We start from the raw sequence: 17010 nt of genomic DNA, 5'->3' as shown, positions 1-17010 counted from the left end.
GACGGAAACGCCGAGTATTGTGCTTGAAAGACGCGCATCCGTGGACTAATGGCCAGGTCGAGCGCATCTACCGGACGATAAAAGAAGCGACAATCGAGGCGCTCCACTACCGCAGTATCGAGGCCCTAAAGGCGCATGTGCTGGCTTTCGTAACGGCCTACAACTTTGCCAGGCACCTGAAGACTTTGCGCTGGTGCACGCTATTCAAGGTCATCTGTGAGGTCTGGACTCAACATCCAGATCGCTTCACTATTAACCCGCACCACCTCATTCCGAGACCAAACACCTAGGGCGGTGAGGCTGCCGGTGTTTTTTCGAAAATGAACAGGCTTGGATAAAGGCAGACTTTATCTACTTTGCTGTCGGGGCTCATGATGGCGCGCTGGCTCCAGAAATGAAACGGGAGCGCAGCATCGGTGTTCAGTTAGGCGCTCACTATATGTTTTTATGGGGGTGGACAGATATAAATTTACATGTTGTACGAAACTCGCCTAAAGCTGAGCCAGCTTGCAATCACCCTAGAATTAAAAGCCCAGATCAATCTCCCTGGGTCATTAATGAGAAATCTGCGCACTTACTCCACTCAGAGCACCCACATTCAAAAAAATGGGTAACCTTGATAGACTAAGACTGTAAATCCTGCGCCAACTATCCGAGACAACACGAGGAATCCCTACTCAAGAAACTTGAAGAAAGGTGAAACTATCAAAAGCACACCATAGGCAAAGACATAGCAGGCTGCCTTTCCACGCAAGTGACTCAAACCATCAATTTTATAAACCAAATAACACGGCACCAAGCACGTTGCAACTCCAAAAATTGGGCCCACCACTTGAATAAGTAACAGAGTGGAGAAACCACCTAGCAACCACCCCCAAAGAAACGCAACTATCGTAACCGACAATGCAATTGCAAGCCTCCTTGTATCATTGGCACCCAGATTAAACCTTCGAGAAAGCAAATTAAGCACAATACCTTTGAGCGCTTCATGAAAGCCCAAATAAATCCCAAAAAAAGCGCTTACAATGGCAAATACATTAAGCATAACCGACATGACCTGTATGCCAGCGCCAGGCATTACCTTGGCAGCAATAGCCAAGGCAGAGATATTTTGCTTTAAAGCTATTTCCGCTTCATTTTTGCTAACAGAAAAAGAAAATGAGAGCGCAAAGAACAGAACTGCCACCACCAATATAACGTATGCAATCCTATTGACCCTAATACTTCTATAAGCAGCAACACACCAGTCGCGCTCTATACTTTTAAAAGCAACGTTCATGGGACTCAGTATTTGCACAAATATAATTGACGACAGTGCAAATGGCAGCGTCAGTAACACATCACGAAAAAATATACCCACTTCGGGAAAAGCTACAACATTCGAAAAATCCCAGTGCGGGATCATAATCAGTGCCAAGACGACTACGATACCAAACTTAATCATAATCATTGGACCTGCCACTTTGAAAATCAGGCGTTCCCCTTGCGATGATATGGCAACCAACACAGTCATCACGACCAGCCCATACCACCATTCATTTACTAATGAACGATCAATCAGCCCAAAAGTTTGCAAATAAGATGCACTATCGTGGGCAACTGTGCTCGCATACGTGACTATGCCGCTCAGCAGCATGATAAAATACACACATCCTAGCGCCACCCCCCAATTTTTACCTAAGTAGTAACTAACGGCACCAGTGTAATCACCGCCACCCTCTGAATTAATTAAAGTCCGAAGAAGAAGACTCTGTAAATGATAAACAGCAGGATACGATAGGATTACAGCAACAAGAAACACCCATAACCCCTTAAGCCCCAGTTGCACGGGCATAAATACAATTCCCGACCCTATAGCCATACCGATGCAAAGCACGAGCCAACCAAAATCATAGGATGTAAAAGGTGGCTTCTCTAGCAGTTTTTCTTCACGATAATTAACGACAGACAACATAAAAAACCCTATACCATCTATGATTGTAATTATACTATTAACTGGTATCACCAAAGCATCATCTGCCTTCGAACAACACCATGCACCTTTTAACGACTTAACATGTTCCGCACAAGGAAACAAATCCACCCTTGCAAGTTCATATTAGTCAAGACAGAGCATTTCGAGAGCCAGCTAAACTATATAATTTCGCAAAATCAACTGCATCCCGAGGACATGATCCGCAGGATGCTAGGAACGGCTAATGATTACTGCCATAGTAATGCTTCACGCTGACAGTAGCTTTCCCTCACGAAGAACGTCATCGCCTGCAATATAAGCTAAGTCCATCCCCGGCATCGCATAACGGCGGTTTTGTCGGGCAAAAAGCACGCCCGTGACGCTAGCGTTGTAGCGTTGGCTTTTTCCAGTTACCGGGTCGACGACGTCAACAACAGGATCGCCTGGTAGGAGAAGCTGTCCACACTCAGCGAGATAAACGATTATCCCTGCCGCATCAGCGAAGAGAACCTCGGTTCCACCAAGCGGGGTCGCTTCATGCAGAAGCTTGGGGAGATGAATGTTATGCTGGCCAGCGATAACCCCCTGAAGGCGCAGATACTCCACGATGCGGGTAGCATCTTCCTGTGCCTGATGATGACTGACCTCCAACTGCCCCCGCAGCTCGATACAGATGCTGATGGTTGGGAGAGGAAGACTTACTTCCGGAAGAAGCTCTTGAAGCTTTACCCAAAATGATGAACATACTTCATCAAAGGGCGTATTACCTTGCTCAGCAGCGTAAAGCGTAGCGTGTGAGCCCATTAGGGCCGCAAGTGGCATGACCTCGTCGAGTGATAAAGGGTGAGCATAGAGGTGGAGAACTGACTCACAATCACAGTGCAGATCCAAGACGATATCGGCATCGCATGCCAATCTCAGCAGCAGGACACGCAGGGAGTCAGATTGCTTCTGGCAGCTAAGCTTAGTCAAATGCTGTCGGAGCGCAGCTCTGACCAATTCGATATTAGCTTTGGCATCGCTACTGAACTGGTCTTTCAGTTGTGACGCGATGACAAGCGCTAGGTCAGGGAAGCGGCGATTGAAATTCTCACCGCTTGCAAGATCAAATCGCCCCATTTGATACGACAGAATTGTCTGATCAAGACCGATCGGATTAGCTACTGGCACAACAACAACTTCACCAAGCAGGGTGCCCAGCGACTCTTCGACTGACAGCATATCACGCAGATAATGGCAGACCAGCATACCTGGGAGTTCGCTGGCGTGTAAGCCGGCCTGTACATAGACCTTCCGCCCACCAGCAACCCCAAAATGAAAGCTATGGACGACCCGCGAGGTTCCAATAGATCCGTCACCCAGCAAATGTTTTTGTTCAATCATATTGAAACTCCGATTTGCGGCATCAGGGGATGCCGCAAATCAATGGCAGTTAAGAAAATTGAAGCTTTTTGACCCGGCGATTGTTTAACGCCATATATATTATGCCGAGTCCCAACCATACAGCACCCATCTTAAGTGAGTGTGCACTGAGACTCATCCACACATACCCAATAACCATCAGCCCCATCAGTGGAATCAGGCCGTCCTTAATCCAACGGTGCGATGGAGTTTTGACCATGAACTGATTCAACACACACAGGTGTAGGACGAAGAAAGCTGACAGAGCGCCAAAGTTAACGAGGGACGTCAACGAGTCAACGTGAGCCATGAACAACACACTCACTACCAGTGATACGGCGGCGACGAACAGCGTGCTTACGAACGGCGTCTGATATGAAGGGTGCAGTTTGGAGAGCACCTTCGGAAGTTGGCCATCCCTTGCCATGCTCAGGAGGATGCGAGAAATGGCTGTTTGAGCCACCAATGCGCACGAGAAGCCCCAGGAGACCGCCGTGGCTACTGCACACGCTACCTTCAACGGCGTCCCTCCCACCGCATAAGCGATGGTGTAGAAAGCGTTATCTTTATCCTGAGCCAGCGCGCCAAAGTCTGGCCAGGCCATCCCTGCCACCCAGGTTTGCAGGATAAAGAGCCCACCCATGATAAAAAGAACCGTGATGGTTGCTTTACCCACGTCGCTTGCCTTCCCAGAGTTTTCCTCCGCAAGCGTGCTGATGGCGTCGAAGCCCAGGAAGCTCAATGCAGCAATCGAGACTGCGCTCATGATCAGCCCAGGGCTAAAGGTCTCCGGGTTGTAGAGAGGCGCAATACTGGGCTCTCCGAGGTATCCACCAAACACCATGTAGAGACCAAGCGTAACAAACCAGACCAAGACACCCATCAGGCAGATGGCAAAGAAATCGTTCGTCTTAGCGGTGATATGGATTCCTCGCACGTTGACCGCAGTATTGAAAACAATAAATGCGACCAGCCATATCCATTTAGACAGCCCCGTAACAGCCTCTAGAGCTAATGCCGAGACAATATAGCAAAGAGCAGGCAGCAGAATATAATCCAGCAGCACCAACCAGCCAACCAAGAAACCTACTCTAGGCCCCAGCGAGTGACTAGCGTAGGCATAGATCGAACCTGCTTTTGGGCAGGTCGATGACATTCGTGCGTAACTGAGTGCCGTAAAAATCATGGCAATCATTCCTACCAGGTAGGCCATTGTGGCCATCCCTTTTGATTCAGTCACGATGTAACCATAAATACCCATCGGCGCAATGGGTATCATGAAGATCATTCCATAGATCACCATATGGCGCACGGTCAATGTACGCTTGAGCTCAACGTCGTTACCAGAATGCATGTCTTTTCTCCTAGACTCAGAAGAACGGCTTAAGCCGCCTTCTGAAACGGCTTTTAATTAGTAGACAGCAGAATAGGAATCTCGGATTTCGTTGTCTTTCTTATCGCGCATCAGCGTGATCTCGCTCTGTTTGATTGCTCGATAGCAGTCAAAGAGCATTTCTCCCATACTGGATCTCATCACTTCATCGTTACCCAGTGCCTCTAGGGCCTGGCTGAGGGACGAAGGCAATGGATGCATCCCATATTTATGGTGTTGATCCTCAGGAATGGACGAAGGGTTCACGGCAACTAGATCCGGCATGGCCAGTTTCTTGTTGATGCCGTCTATACCTGCCGCCAAGATGGCGCCCAACGTAAGGTGGGGAGATGCCAGAGCGTCGGCGGCACGGTACTCAATGTTCGCTTGCTTCGCTGCATCGCAGCCATCCAGGTGGGTAATCGGCGCAATCCGAATCGAAGCCTCTCGATTCTGTTGACCGATACAAGCATAAGCCGCGCTCCAACTATCAGGACGCAAGCGCTGGTAGGACACGACGCTAGGTGCAGTCAAAGCAGTGAGAGCCGCCATATGCTCAAGAATACCAGCGGTGAACTGGCTCGCGAGGTCAGACAATTGACCTGGTCGATTAGGATCGTAGGTCAGTGGCTCCCCCGCCATGCTCCACAGCGAAACGTGGACATGTACGCCATTCGTCCCAGGATTCAGAGAAAGAATGGGCGAGAAGGACACGGAGCGCCCTTGACGACGGCAAATTTCGCGAACGATCTCGCGCACGTTCACTGCGCGATCGGCAGCTTGCAATGCTTCGGTCGGGCTGCAGGTCACCTCATACTGCCGAGCTGCATATTCAGGGATACACATCTCGGGATCTACTTTTCCTTCAATCAGCGCCTCGGTGATGGCATTGCAGAGCTTCTCCTCCGACCGCGCTGCTTGCAGCGAGAAACACGCAGCAGGCGTGGCGACATCGGTTAGCATGAATTCGTGCTCAAACGACGCGATTGCTTTGATACCGAGCAGTTCCAGCTTTTTAAGCTGCCGCTTCAAAAACTGCCTAGGACATGCTTCCCAAGGTGAACCGTCCATGTTCAAAAAATCTGCATGAAAATAACGAAGCGGACTGACCGATTCACTACCGGACACGCTTACCTCAGAAGAGGCATCGGGCAGCATGATCAGGTCGCCTAGCGCGCCCCATTCGTTTTCCACAATCTGACCGAATGGGTTCAACGCCAAATTCGCCGGCGTCCAGCAGAGCCCTTTTTTAAGGTTAGGGTCCAATCGATGCTCAGGAAACGATCTAGCTCGGGTAATGCCGCAGTAGTCGTGACTGATAAAATGGGCAAGGTTGCTGCTTATATTCTTGTTTTGCATCGTCTTTTCACTCTTCGAATCGCGCTTGGCCTGGCGTCAGCCGACCGGCCAATCACGTGAAAAAAAGCCACTTGGTTTGACGGATTTCCTTGCTAGCCCAAAGGGTTCGACCGCATCGACATCGTAATTTCCATTTCACGATTACGACTCTGTCGATTCTCTGAAACTAGTGTTACAGTATCAGCGGTCTCGGTTCTCCGCAACAGGCAGATCGGTCAGCCGTCGAATGGCCATCGTGTCGAGGGTGAACAGGGATGACATGGCGTATTCAGGCGGCGCGAGTGTTAGCTCGCGAGGGAATCGATCGCCGAGACGCTTTGAAAAATGCTCAAGAAACGCACATCCACAACAAGAGGAAGAATGATGAAAGGTACCTACCCGGAAGGTCTGTCACGCAGCACGCTGGTCGATCCCAAGCGCACCGCTCTGTTGGTTGTCGATGTCCAGAACGCTGAGGTTTCGCCGTACATCCAGGAAAACCAACCGGATTACTACCGGCAGGTGACCCAGCACGTCGTACCCCAAATCAGAAAGCTGATTGACGCCGCCCGGGCGGCGGGGAGCGAGGTTGTGTACACCGTGATCGAAAGCCTCACTAGCGATGGTCGCGACAGATCGCTTGACCACAAACTCTCCGGGCTTTTCGTGGCTAAAGGGTCTTGGGAGGGCAAGGTCGTTGAAGCTATTGCACCAGAAGCGGATGACATCCTTCTCCCCAAAACCTCGTCCGGAGTCTTCAACTCTACGAATCTGGATTACGTGCTGCGTAACTTGGGTGTTGAGGCCGTTGTCGTAGCAGGAGTGTTGACCGATCAATGCATCGACATGGCTGTCAGAGACGGGGCGGATAAGGGCTATTTCATGATCTGTGTATCTGACGCTTGCGCAAGCTATACCACTGCTCGACACGAGCAGGCGTTGTCCGCGTTTGGCGGATATTGCCGGGTCTCGACCACACAAGAAATCGTTACAGAACTGGGAAGATAAACGGGCGCGACGAGCTAAAGGCTGCCCTATCCCGATAGAGGTGATAGGGCAAATCTCAAGGTCGCAGATTATGGGAATGCTCTATCCGAACACTGCCCACTTTTCGCTCCCTCCTCAAAATATGCTAGCTTGCCGTTGCCATACGCCAACCGTCGATTTCGTGCTACGCATCACTCACTAGGCCAACCATGACCTCCCCCAAGACCATTCGACAGCTGATTCAAGCCAATAAATCCAGCTTCACTCCGAGTGAACGCAAGCTTGTCAAACTCTTGACCGGGGCCAAACCCATACTGGCCCTGGGTACCATTCATGAGTTGGCAAATCATGCACATGTCAGCGCACCAACGGTTTTGCGTTTTGCCGTAAAGCTGGGCTATTCGGGATTTCCTGAGTTTCAAAAAGCATGGCTTAACGAGCTCGAACTGAAGCTAAGCTCGCCCCTTACAATGATCAATCAGCCTCATGAAGATGAAGCACATACGTTCTCAAAGGGTTTAGGCTCGATGGTTGAAGACGCTATTGCGGAGCTGTCAGCGGGATTTGATCTTGTAAAGCTGCTGTCGGACAGTAGACAACGCGTATATGTCCGTGGAGGAAGATTCAGTCAAACCTTGGCTGAATACCTATACGCCCACTTAAAAGAAATGCGCGGCAACACTGAAATTTTAGGCAGGATACCTGCGCACGACCTCGATACCATAGTTGACATTGGAAAGAAAGATATTCTAATCGCCTTTGACTACCGTCGCTACCAAGAAGACACCGTACGACTAGCCAGATTGGCAGCGGAGCAAGGCGCTCAAATTGTACTATTCACCGATAAATGGCTATCCCCGATATCGGAGCTGACCAATAATGTAGTTATCTCAGATATTTCTTCAGGGTCGGCATACGACAGCTTAGTTCCCGCCATGGCACAACTGGAGTATCTTTCGATGCTTCTGCTTAAGGAGCTCGGCGAAACCGCCTCAACCCGACTCAAGAGGCTTGAGGTTATTCGATCATACGGTCGAGATTGACATTTATTTTAAAAGCCCAGGCTCGCTATCGTCTGGGCCCCCTACACTAGATTTTAAAGCCCCGAGCTAGCTGCTGTAGTTCCGACACTTGCATATCCATCTGATTACAAGCCGCTAGGGTGCGTTGCAAGATTCTAGCCGCGCCCTGATTAAGCTCGTTCTTTTGAGCGATGTCTTAACTTATTGTATCAATCACCGCCGTCTGCTCCTCGGTTGCAGCAGCGATGGAATGATTCATTGCATCCATAGATTCGGTTTTGGCTGCGACGCTAGCAAGATCCTTGCCCTAGCACACCTCCTGTAAACGCCAATCAGTAAAATTCTTGAATATGGGGTAAATCTCGGCAGGTGGCTTTTCTACCAAACCTGAATCAGGGTGCATCAAAATATCTGCTCGACCGCTTACCAAAAAAGCATGGCCCATGCCCTTCAAATCGAGACAATTAAGAATTGTGACTGTATGTCCAATATAGAGGTCACCCCTGACCACATCTAGGGTTCGATTATTCGCCCTAAAGGCAGTGGCGACTATAATGGTCAATCCATTGGTATTAGATTCGACATAGGGCGCTGTTAGAACAGTTGGACTACTAACACTGGCAAGCTTGTACCACGGACGCTGCCGTGGGACGTAGCCATCTAGCATGGGCTCATCAGGGATCTGCGTAAACTGCCCTTGGTCAGAACCATAATATATATCTAAAATTAGACGTGAGGATCCTATTATTTAAGAGCCCTGTGAGGTAGCCTGGACGGGAGCCGGCCGATTGTGCAAGGTGCTCTACCAGGGAGCATGCGCCCTCCCATCCAACTGTAAATATTGCTTGTCGCCAAAGCACCGACATCATCCAAATTTTTTTCTACATCGCTGGAAATCCAATCTCGCTGCTGATGATATACCAACACACCAAATGTTCCAAATGATAGAACCAGCACGATGCTAGCAACAGCCAGTATCTTGCTAATGAAACCAAACCTCAGCGTTTCTCAACCCCTAGTCTCCGCAAGGAAAGGGGTATTAGTGTTCATGACACTGATCAAATTTACTCGGCGAAACGGGCATTATACGATCAAAAACAGCGTTATCTACACGAATAACGCAGAAAAACTGAACGAGCGTTTTTTACATTATACGACTAGGGTAGCCACATGGTGGGATTTTAAACGCAGTGATTAGTGCCCTGCTACTTTCCACTCTCACATAAAATCGCGACCCCAGTTTTACCCATTTTCATCATAAAAATTAGGCAATATCTCTGACCAATCACACTTATAATTTCTCGAGTATTTTTTCTGCGCCCTACATATCGCAGCTTTAAAATATCAACCCCACAAAGCAGGGTGAGCTTTCCGCTCGCTTTTCAATTCAATACAAGCAAGGAATTCGCCAAATGGCCATCACGCGACTACACGCGAACAAGCGTTTGAGCAATACAGTAGTTCACAATGGGGTAGTCTATCTTGCTGGACAGTTGGCCAACCAACACAGTGCCGACATCAAGATCCAGACTCGCGAAACGCTGCACAATATTGATACACTACTCAAGGAAGTAGGCAGCGATAAAACGCGTATCCTTTCGGCCACCATCTATCTCGCCGATATCGATGCAGATTTTGATGAAATGAATGAAATATGGGAAGACTGGGTGGCCGCTGGCCATGAACCAGCACGCGCTTGCGTCCAGGCTGCGATGTTCAAGCCTAGCTTACTGGTCGAAATTTCGATTGTAGCTGCAGTAGACTGAAAGCGTATCAGCTAGTAAGCGCTTTCGCTGGGCGGTATTCACACACCGCCCTCAGGGACTTTCAAAGGCTTTCTTCGATAGGGATAGTAAATCCGGCTTTGACCCTATCCATAACCACCATGGTTTTGAAGCTTTTGATATCGCAATTTTCGTAAAAGAAGCGCCTTGTGAAATTTTCGTAGTCTTCCATATTCTTACAAGTCACTACGATCACAAAGTCGGCATCCCCAGTCACGTAGAACCCGCTCATTACCTCAGGCGTGTTACGTATAGCATGCTTGAACTTGTCGATGATATCTGTCCGCTCTCGTTCAAGGGTAACCAAGACGAGCATCGTTACGTGGCGTCCCACTGCTTTCGGGGAAACAATGGAAACATCACCCTCGATCACCCCCTCAGCCCTCAGGCGCTTAAGCCTACGCTGGCAGGCAGTCGGTGATAGTCCAGCTAACTCACCAATCTCATCAGATGTCAGCCGATTGTTTACTTGAACAGCGCTTAAAATTCTTACATCAATTCTGTCAAGTTCAATCATAAGACACACTCCTAGCCGTTTATCAGGTTTGCGCCTGAGACGCAGATCACCCTATCCCACCACATATAAACCCAGTCGAAGTCGCTGTCAACCACAAGATTGCACTTCCCACCACTTATTCGGCTATTTAAGCAATTAAAGATAATTTAGGCAATGCGAGCACAAGCTGCGTGAACCGCCAATCCATTTACTTATATTTTTATCTGGACTGAGCACATCGGAATTCACTGAATGATAACGCACAAAAAAGCGCATTGAGAAAGATGACCAGACCCAACTCAATGCGCAAAACACCCAACGACAGGTATCAGAAAATCAGCTAGTGATATTAATTTGTACCAGCATCAAGACCATAATCTGCATCCTGAAATTTTAGCTTGGCGATGGATGAGCGGCGATACTTCACAGGGTAGACAATTGTCAGCCAGCCAAACCATAAAGCCATAAAGTAAAGCGCCGATAACGTATCAGGTTCCAGGGCCAACAACGCGACGGTGAAGACAAAGGAGGCCAGAGAGAAGTAGCTGAGCGGAATACGCAATGGCATCTTGAAGATAGAAGCAGCGTGCAACTCAGGTTTTCTCTTGCGATAAACCAGGTAAGCAATCAGCACCAGCGACCAGATAAAGATGAGCAATACCGGAGCGACCGTACTTACGATGGTGAATACCGTCATTACGCTAGGAATGAAGATAAGCATCGCCGTACCTCCAGAGATGCAAAGGCACGAGAACAGCAAGCTCGACCCAGGCACTCGTCTACGTGTAACTTCTTTGAAGGCAGTGGGAGCCTGGTTTACATCAGCAAGCCCAAACAGCGTCCGACTCGTACAGAAAATGCCGCTGTTGGCAGCGGAGATTGCGGAGGTGGTCACTACAAGGTTGATCAGGCCCGCAGCGACAGGCAATCCGGTCAGCATGAACAGCTGAACGAAAGGACTTTTGTCTGCGCTGACGGCATACCAAGATGACACGCTGATGATGCAGATCAGGGAGAGCATATAGAACACCATTACCCGAATTGGCACCGCATTGATAGCCTTGGGGAGGATTTTATGTGGATCCTTCGCTTCGGCGGCAGTTGCGCCAATCATTTCAACTCCTGCGAATGAAAGGATTGCATTCTGGAATGCCTGCGAAGAAACCGCTTACGCCGAACGGAAGGAAAACCTCTCGGTCTATCAAATGGCTGAAAGAGGCTGTGACTCCAGTCTGAGATACGAACGAGGTAGCGATAAGCACCAGGCCCACGACGATCAGGCTGACCACTGCCATGACTTTCACCAGCTAGAACCAAAACTCTAACCCACCAAACCACCTTAAAGTCAGAAAATTGAGCGATAGCAACAGACCAAGAATCACAAGTACTGGGCCCCACGCTGGAAGTTCCGGGAACCAATACTAAAAATAGCCACCAATGACAACAGAATCCGCAGTCACGGCGACGATCCAGGTTAGCCAATACGACCAACCAATGAAAAATCCTGCCCACGGCCCAAGGTAGTCAGAGCAAAAATCACCGAACGTTTTGTATTCGAGATTTTAGAGCAGAAGCTCTCCCATTGCTCTCATCATAAAGAACAAAACAATCCCGATGAGCATGTACGTGAAAATGATGGAGGTACCAGAGACACTGATGGCCTTGCCGGCGCCCATGAACAGACCCGATCCGATTGCACCACCCAACGCAATGAATTGAATGTGACGATTCGAGAGTCCTCGATGCAATCCTTGCACTTCTTCAGAGCCAGATTCCTTCTGCGCTCCGGTTTTGGCAACTTCAACCATTGTCACACCTATCAACGATTTTTAATTTTATAACTTTTGTAATAAATCGGTTGAATCATCAGCATCAGCCCAACGACTTTTAGCTGAGACCAAACTTTAATTGGTAGCCATTAAAAAACGGGCCTGTTTGGAGCCGGCCCGTTCTTCACTGCTAAACAATGTTTAGCGTAGAGCACCTTCAGCGGTGAGCTCGTTGATAACCTTGTTAACAGCTTTGCTGGCGATATCAACGATCTTATCGATATCATTATTGGTTGCGACCAGCGGAGGCGCGAAGCCCAAGATCTCACCATGCGGCATCGCGCGCGCGATCAAATTAAGGTCGCGGGCAGCTTTGGAAATGCGAGCACCAACCTTCAGAGCTGGGTCAAGGCGGGTTTTGGTGGCTGGGTCAGCTACGAACTCCAGTGCAGCCATCAGGCCCACACCACGCACCTCGCCAACAATCGGCAGACCCTCGAAGACTTCTTTCAGACTCTTCTGGAAGTACTCACCTACACGCGCGGCATTACCAGGAATATCTTCACCTTCAACGATGTCCAGAACAGCATTCGCCGCTGCGACACCAATCGGGTGACCCGAGTAGGTGTAGCCGTGGGAGAAGGCGCCAACTTTATCTGCGCCCTCTTCCATGACTTTGTAAACCTTCTCGCCCACAATCGACGCCGACAGCGGCGCGTATGCAGAAGTCAGGCCTTTGGCAACGGTGATGAGGTCAGGCTCGATACCGTATTTGTCACAGCCAAACATTGCGCCAGTGCGACCGAAGCCGGTGATAACCTCGTCAGCGATCAGCAGGATGTCGTATTTCTTCAGGATCGGCTGGATTGCTGCCCAGTAACCGGCTGGAGGCGGCGTGATACCGCCAGTACCCAAAACAGGCTCAGCGATGAAGGCGCCGATAGTGTCAGGGCCTTCGCGCAGGATGAGCTCTTCAAGCTCAGCGGCGCGACGTGCAGAAAACTGTTCCTCGCTCTCACCTGGCTCAGCGCCCCAGTAGTAGTGCGGTGCACCGGTGCGCAGGATGCCGCTAACCGGGAGATCCATGTAATCGTGGTAGAAGCTCATGCCAGTCATCGAGCCAGATACGACCGAGCAACCGTGGTAGCCACGATCACGGGTGATGATCTTTTTCTTTTTCGGCAGACCACGCAGGTTGTTGTAGTACCACACCAGCTTCGCCTGTGTTTCGTTGGCGTCGGATCCAGACAGGCCGTAGAAGACCTTGCTCATTTTACCTGGAGCCATCTTCACCAGACGATCAGACAGGCGTGCCAGCTCGTCAGTGGTGTGCGCCGCATAGCTATGATAGTAAGCGAGCTTGTGGGCCTGACGTGAAATGGCTTCAGCTACATCAGTACGACCATAACCGACGTTCATGCAGTAAAGGCCAGCGAAACCATCAATGTACTCACGACCAGTCGAGTCGGTGATGCAAAGACCCTTGCCGGACTCAACGATAGTTGGATCCCCAAGTTTACCAGAAGCAAAATCTTTCAGGTTGGTGAAAGGGTGTAGTACGGAATTGCGATCCTGAGCAGAGATCAGATCATGTTCTTGTTTGTTCATTTTTGACTCCTAGAAATTACAGGCCGCCGAAACAGACGTATTTGATTTCCATGTACTCGGACAATCCATGCTTGGAACCTTCACGGCCCAAACCAGACTGTTTCCATCCCCCAAAAGGAATAGGGGCACCGGTGAACTTTGGCGTATTCAGTGCCACCATGCCATACTCCAAACTATCGGAAAGACGCAGCGCCTTTCGCAAGTCGTTGGTGTACACATACGCCGCTAGACCGTATTCGGTGTTATTTGCGCGGGTCAGGACTTCAGCTTCCGTGTCGAAAGGAAGAATTGCCGCAACCGGACCGAAAGTTTCTTCGTACGCGATAGCCATGTCGTCAGTAACATCGGACAGGACTGTTGGCACAACGAAGTTACCCTGAGTCACAGGGCTGCCAACTACCAAGCGAGCACCCTTAGCCAAGGCGTTGGTGATGTGTTCCTGGCACTTCTGTGCCACGCTTGAACGAGTCATTGGGCCGATATCAACACCCGCCTCGAAACCATGACCGACTCGAAGCTTGGCGGTCGCTTCCCCGAACGCCTTGACGAACTCGTCATACTTGGAGCGCTGTACATAGATGCGGTTAGCACCCAAGCAGTCCTGACCCGAGGTGGCGAACTTAGCGCCAATGCAGCCTTTCACTGCTTCTTCGATGGAAGCGTCATCGAAAACAATGAAAGGAGCGTGACCGCCCAGCTCCAGCGATACCTTCTTGACGGTGTCGCCCGCTTGCTTGAGCAGAATCTTCCCGATTTGGGTCGAGCCAGTGAAGCTGAAGGCTCGTACCTGAGGGTTCTGCAGCAGGCGTGCGGAATGGGTGATCGGATCACCCGTAACTACCTGGAACACACCTGCGGGGATACCTGCTTCCTCTGCTAGCTTGGCCAAAGCCAACGCGGACAGCGGAGTTTCAGGGGCTGGCTTAACGATCATGGAGCAGCCCGCAGCCAACGCGGCAGCTGCTTTGCGGGTAATCATCGCACTCGGAAAGTTCCAAGGCGTGATGGCGCAGGTCACACCAATAGGCTGCAGTTTAGTCAGCAGCTGGCTGTTAGGCAGATGGCTAGGGATTGTCTCCCCGTAGCAACGCTCACCCTCAGCGGCGAACCAATCAATGAAATTGGCGCCATATGCGATTTCACCAACGGAGTCAGCCAGAGGCTTACCCTGTTCTGCAGTCATGATCACAGCCAGGTCTTGAGCATGCTCACGAATCAGAGCAGCCCATTTGCGAAGGATAGCGCCACGCTGAACGGGTAGCAGATCGCGCCATGCAGGGAATGCGGCGCTGGCAGCTTCAACGGCGCGGTCAACCCAGACGATATCGCAATGGCTGACTTCTGCAATTTTCTCGTCAGTACCCGGGTCAGTAACATCCAATCGATTCCCATCATCGATCCACTCCCCATTGATATAGGCACGCGTTTCCAGAAGATCTGGCCGCTTGAGCTGACTCAAAGCATTCTTGGCAAGGTTTTTCATAGCTACCACTTCAGATGTGTTGTTCTGTTTGAATAGCTTATGCATCTTGCGCGCTTAAAAACGTACTTCAAAACCAATTAAGCGCAGCAATACTGCTTTGTTTTTCATAACACGCATAATTACTGCGCATTTTTGGAAAAGCCCGTCGTAGACCGGCTAAATCAATCAGATTTTTCAAATTCCCTCAATTTCCAGCTATCAGGCCTCTGGGGGCGACCGCACATCACCCACTGGTACGGCCCAGCCTCAAGTACCAACCGCAGTGGGCTTCAAGATCGGCATGGTGCTCCAGAGTTTTAACCGTTCCCGCACAGGAACACGCTGCAGCGTGTAATCGGTGTCCGGTCCAAGTACTCCCAATCAGAAAATAGGAAGTCAGTGGCCACGCCCGAGAATTGCTCGACCTCGGGGATCAAGCTCGAACACTGTCCGTCTCAACGAAGAGCTTGACCCAGCGTCAGGCACTCGCCTGCCTGGACCTCGCAGTTTCACCGGGTATCAAGGTCACCACTCAGGAGAGCCTCGCTTTCTCCCGCTTGGCCGAACACTGGCCGCTGTTGCTGAAGCTCGCGGTACATTGCAGCAGCTGTGCAGGCCTGGCGCGCATTAGAGTCGCGAGATCGTCTACAACGCTATCGATGTGTTGCCGGTGGGAGCGCTGCGCTAAGCGCTGGTCATCTGCCTGCGTCAGGAAACTCCCAACCGTAGTCCACGCTCGGGCGATGTGGGTCGCCGTAATCAGCCTTCCCGATCCGGTGAGTATCCATGCACGTCCGCCTGTGGCGTAGGATCGCCAGTCGCTGATGAGCCATTCGGAACATGCTGCGACCATCAACACCAGCCTCAATGGGCCTGCCAATGATCAGCAGCGCCTAATGTCTGGCTTCAGGACTTGACGACTACCGCGATGACACGGCGGTAGGGATCCTGCCGCCTGCTCCACGTCGCGATTTCAGGCTGGGGTATAAAGACGGAAACGCTGAGTAGTGTCCTTCAAAGACGCGCATCCGGATTTCAACCTCGTCGCTACACCGTTTACTTCACGGGCGCTCTCCAGAATCTGCATCGAAGCCTCGTCGACCCGCAGGATATTCGAACTGATCGCTTGCGCCGTTTCAGCCTGCTCATCCGCCGCTGCCGCAATCTGTTCAAGCATATCCCCAACTTGCCGCGACGCGCCGGCAATCAGTTGCAATTGCTCGCCCAGACGAACCACTTCGCCAGCATCGCCCTTGGATTGCTCGCATGCGCTCTGCATGAAGCTGGCCGTCACCCGCACGCCTTCCTGCAACGCTGCCACCGTACTGCCGATCTCGGCGGTCGAGGCCTGGGTCTGCGCCGACAGCTCGCGCACCTGATCGGCTACCACCGCAAAGCCCCGACCGTGCTCCCCCGCCCGGGCCGCCTCGATGCTGGCGTTGAGCGCAAGCAGGTTGGTCTGCTCGGCAATGTTCCTGATCACCGCGACCACCACGTCAATCCGCTGGGTCCGCTCGCGCAGTTGCTCAAGGGCAACCGCCGCTTCGTCCAGGCGTCCAGTCAGTTGCTGCATGCCCTGGGTAGTCTGCAGGCTGCGCAACTGGCCGGCACTGGCCAGGTTGCGCGCTTCGGCGGAATGAACGACCGCCTCGCTACAGGTCTGCGCCACGCTGCGCGCAGTGCTGGCCAGTTCCACGGCAGCAGCGGCGATCAACGCCACCTGCTGACGCTGATTGTCCGCTGCCTGGAGCGAGGCGCCAGCCTGCTCATCCAGCACCGAGACCGTGGCGGTGACGCCATGTGTCTGCTGGATGATC

11 protein-coding genes and 2 pseudogenes are annotated in these 17010 nt (G+C 51.1%); 4 read left to right on the top strand and 9 right to left on the bottom strand.

Annotated elements, in window-relative coordinates; translation table 11 throughout:
* Nucleotides 1-26: 26 nt before the first annotated feature.
* A pseudogene (locus tag HU737_RS06945) lies at nt 27-290 on the top strand (integrase core domain-containing protein); the annotation flags it as partial.
* Nucleotides 291-673: 383 nt separating this feature from the next.
* Here the strand turns inward: HU737_RS06945 and HU737_RS06940 are convergent.
* From HU737_RS06940 to HU737_RS06925, 4 genes are all read right to left on the bottom strand, one after another.
* Nucleotides 674-2083: an SLC5/6 family protein gene (locus HU737_RS06940; protein WP_202885249.1), complete on the bottom strand. Its 1410-nt coding sequence runs from the start codon at nt 2081-2083 to the stop codon at nt 674-676.
* A 138-nt stretch (nt 2084-2221) separates the two neighbouring features.
* Nucleotides 2222-3337: a succinylglutamate desuccinylase/aspartoacylase family protein gene (locus HU737_RS06935; protein ID WP_186553621.1), complete on the bottom strand. Its 1116-nt coding sequence runs from the start codon at nt 3335-3337 to the stop codon at nt 2222-2224.
* 49 nt (nt 3338-3386) lie between these two features.
* Nucleotides 3387-4709: an APC family permease gene (locus HU737_RS06930; protein WP_186553622.1), complete on the bottom strand. Its 1323-nt coding sequence runs from the start codon at nt 4707-4709 to the stop codon at nt 3387-3389.
* Between the two features lie 57 nt (nt 4710-4766).
* The gene (locus tag HU737_RS06925; RefSeq protein WP_186553623.1) at nt 4767-6086 is read right to left on the bottom strand and encodes a type I glutamate--ammonia ligase; all 1320 of its coding nucleotides are present in this window, start codon (nt 6084-6086) and stop codon (nt 4767-4769) included.
* Between the two features lie 363 nt (nt 6087-6449).
* Here HU737_RS06925 and HU737_RS06920 point away from each other — a divergent pair, with 363 nt between their 5' ends.
* The 3 genes from HU737_RS06920 (at nt 6450) to HU737_RS06910 (ending at nt 9840) form a co-directional block, all read left to right on the top strand.
* On the top strand, nt 6450-7073 hold the full coding sequence (locus HU737_RS06920) for a cysteine hydrolase family protein (protein WP_202885250.1): 624 nt from the start codon (nt 6450-6452) through the stop codon (nt 7071-7073).
* A 188-nt stretch (nt 7074-7261) separates the two neighbouring features.
* The gene (locus tag HU737_RS06915; RefSeq protein ID WP_186553625.1) at nt 7262-8095 is read left to right on the top strand and encodes a MurR/RpiR family transcriptional regulator; all 834 of its coding nucleotides are present in this window, start codon (nt 7262-7264) and stop codon (nt 8093-8095) included.
* Between the two features lie 1391 nt (nt 8096-9486).
* Nucleotides 9487-9840 (top strand): RidA family protein, encoded by a 354-nt coding sequence (locus HU737_RS06910; protein ID WP_186553626.1) that lies wholly within the window; start codon nt 9487-9489, stop codon nt 9838-9840.
* A 61-nt stretch (nt 9841-9901) separates the two neighbouring features.
* On the opposite strand, the gene HU737_RS06905 is transcribed toward HU737_RS06910, so the two are convergent.
* The 5 genes and pseudogenes from HU737_RS06905 to HU737_RS26535 all read right to left on the bottom strand — a co-directional run bounded on the left by HU737_RS06905 (nt 9902) and on the right by HU737_RS26535 (nt 16889).
* The gene (locus HU737_RS06905) at nt 9902-10375 is read right to left on the bottom strand and encodes an Lrp/AsnC family transcriptional regulator (RefSeq protein WP_186553627.1); all 474 of its coding nucleotides are present in this window, start codon (nt 10373-10375) and stop codon (nt 9902-9904) included.
* A 328-nt stretch (nt 10376-10703) separates the two neighbouring features.
* Nucleotides 10704-12162: pseudogene (locus HU737_RS06900) on the bottom strand (amino acid permease).
* A gap of 162 nt (nt 12163-12324) precedes the next feature.
* On the bottom strand, nt 12325-13731 hold the full coding sequence (locus HU737_RS06895; protein WP_186553628.1) for an aspartate aminotransferase family protein: 1407 nt from the start codon (nt 13729-13731) through the stop codon (nt 12325-12327).
* 16 nt (nt 13732-13747) lie between these two features.
* On the bottom strand, nt 13748-15214 hold the full coding sequence (locus tag HU737_RS06890) for an NAD-dependent succinate-semialdehyde dehydrogenase (RefSeq protein WP_186553661.1): 1467 nt from the start codon (nt 15212-15214) through the stop codon (nt 13748-13750).
* A 952-nt stretch (nt 15215-16166) separates the two neighbouring features.
* The gene (locus HU737_RS26535) at nt 16167-16889 is read right to left on the bottom strand and encodes a methyl-accepting chemotaxis protein (protein WP_437182253.1); all 723 of its coding nucleotides are present in this window, start codon (nt 16887-16889) and stop codon (nt 16167-16169) included.
* Nucleotides 16890-17010 lie beyond the last annotated feature (121 nt).

This window comes from Pseudomonas urmiensis, from assembly GCF_014268815.2.
Lineage (GTDB): Bacteria > Pseudomonadota > Gammaproteobacteria > Pseudomonadales > Pseudomonadaceae > Aquipseudomonas > Aquipseudomonas urmiensis.
Note: the sequence above shows the minus strand (reverse complement) of the source record. Positions and strands in the feature narration are given on the sequence as shown.

Excerpts from the sequence above, each read along its gene's own strand:
- HU737_RS06930 (WP_186553622.1), bottom strand. The coding sequence starts at position 4,709 with ATGCATTCTGGTAACGACGTTGAGCTCAAGCGTACATTGACCGTGCGC.
- HU737_RS06910 (WP_186553626.1), top strand. The coding sequence starts at position 9,487 with ATGGCCATCACGCGACTACACGCGAACAAGCGTTTGAGCAATACAGTA.
- HU737_RS06935 (WP_186553621.1), bottom strand. The coding sequence starts at position 3,337 with ATGATTGAACAAAAACATTTGCTGGGTGACGGATCTATTGGAACCTCG.
- HU737_RS06905 (WP_186553627.1), bottom strand. The coding sequence starts at position 10,375 with ATGATTGAACTTGACAGAATTGATGTAAGAATTTTAAGCGCTGTTCAA.
- HU737_RS06890 (WP_186553661.1), bottom strand. The coding sequence starts at position 15,214 with ATGAAAAACCTTGCCAAGAATGCTTTGAGTCAGCTCAAGCGGCCAGAT.
- HU737_RS06895 (WP_186553628.1), bottom strand. The coding sequence starts at position 13,731 with ATGAACAAACAAGAACATGATCTGATCTCTGCTCAGGATCGCAATTCC.
- HU737_RS06925 (WP_186553623.1), bottom strand. The coding sequence starts at position 6,086 with ATGCAAAACAAGAATATAAGCAGCAACCTTGCCCATTTTATCAGTCAC.
- HU737_RS06915 (WP_186553625.1), top strand. The coding sequence starts at position 7,262 with ATGACCTCCCCCAAGACCATTCGACAGCTGATTCAAGCCAATAAATCC.
- HU737_RS06920 (WP_202885250.1), top strand. The coding sequence starts at position 6,450 with ATGAAAGGTACCTACCCGGAAGGTCTGTCACGCAGCACGCTGGTCGAT.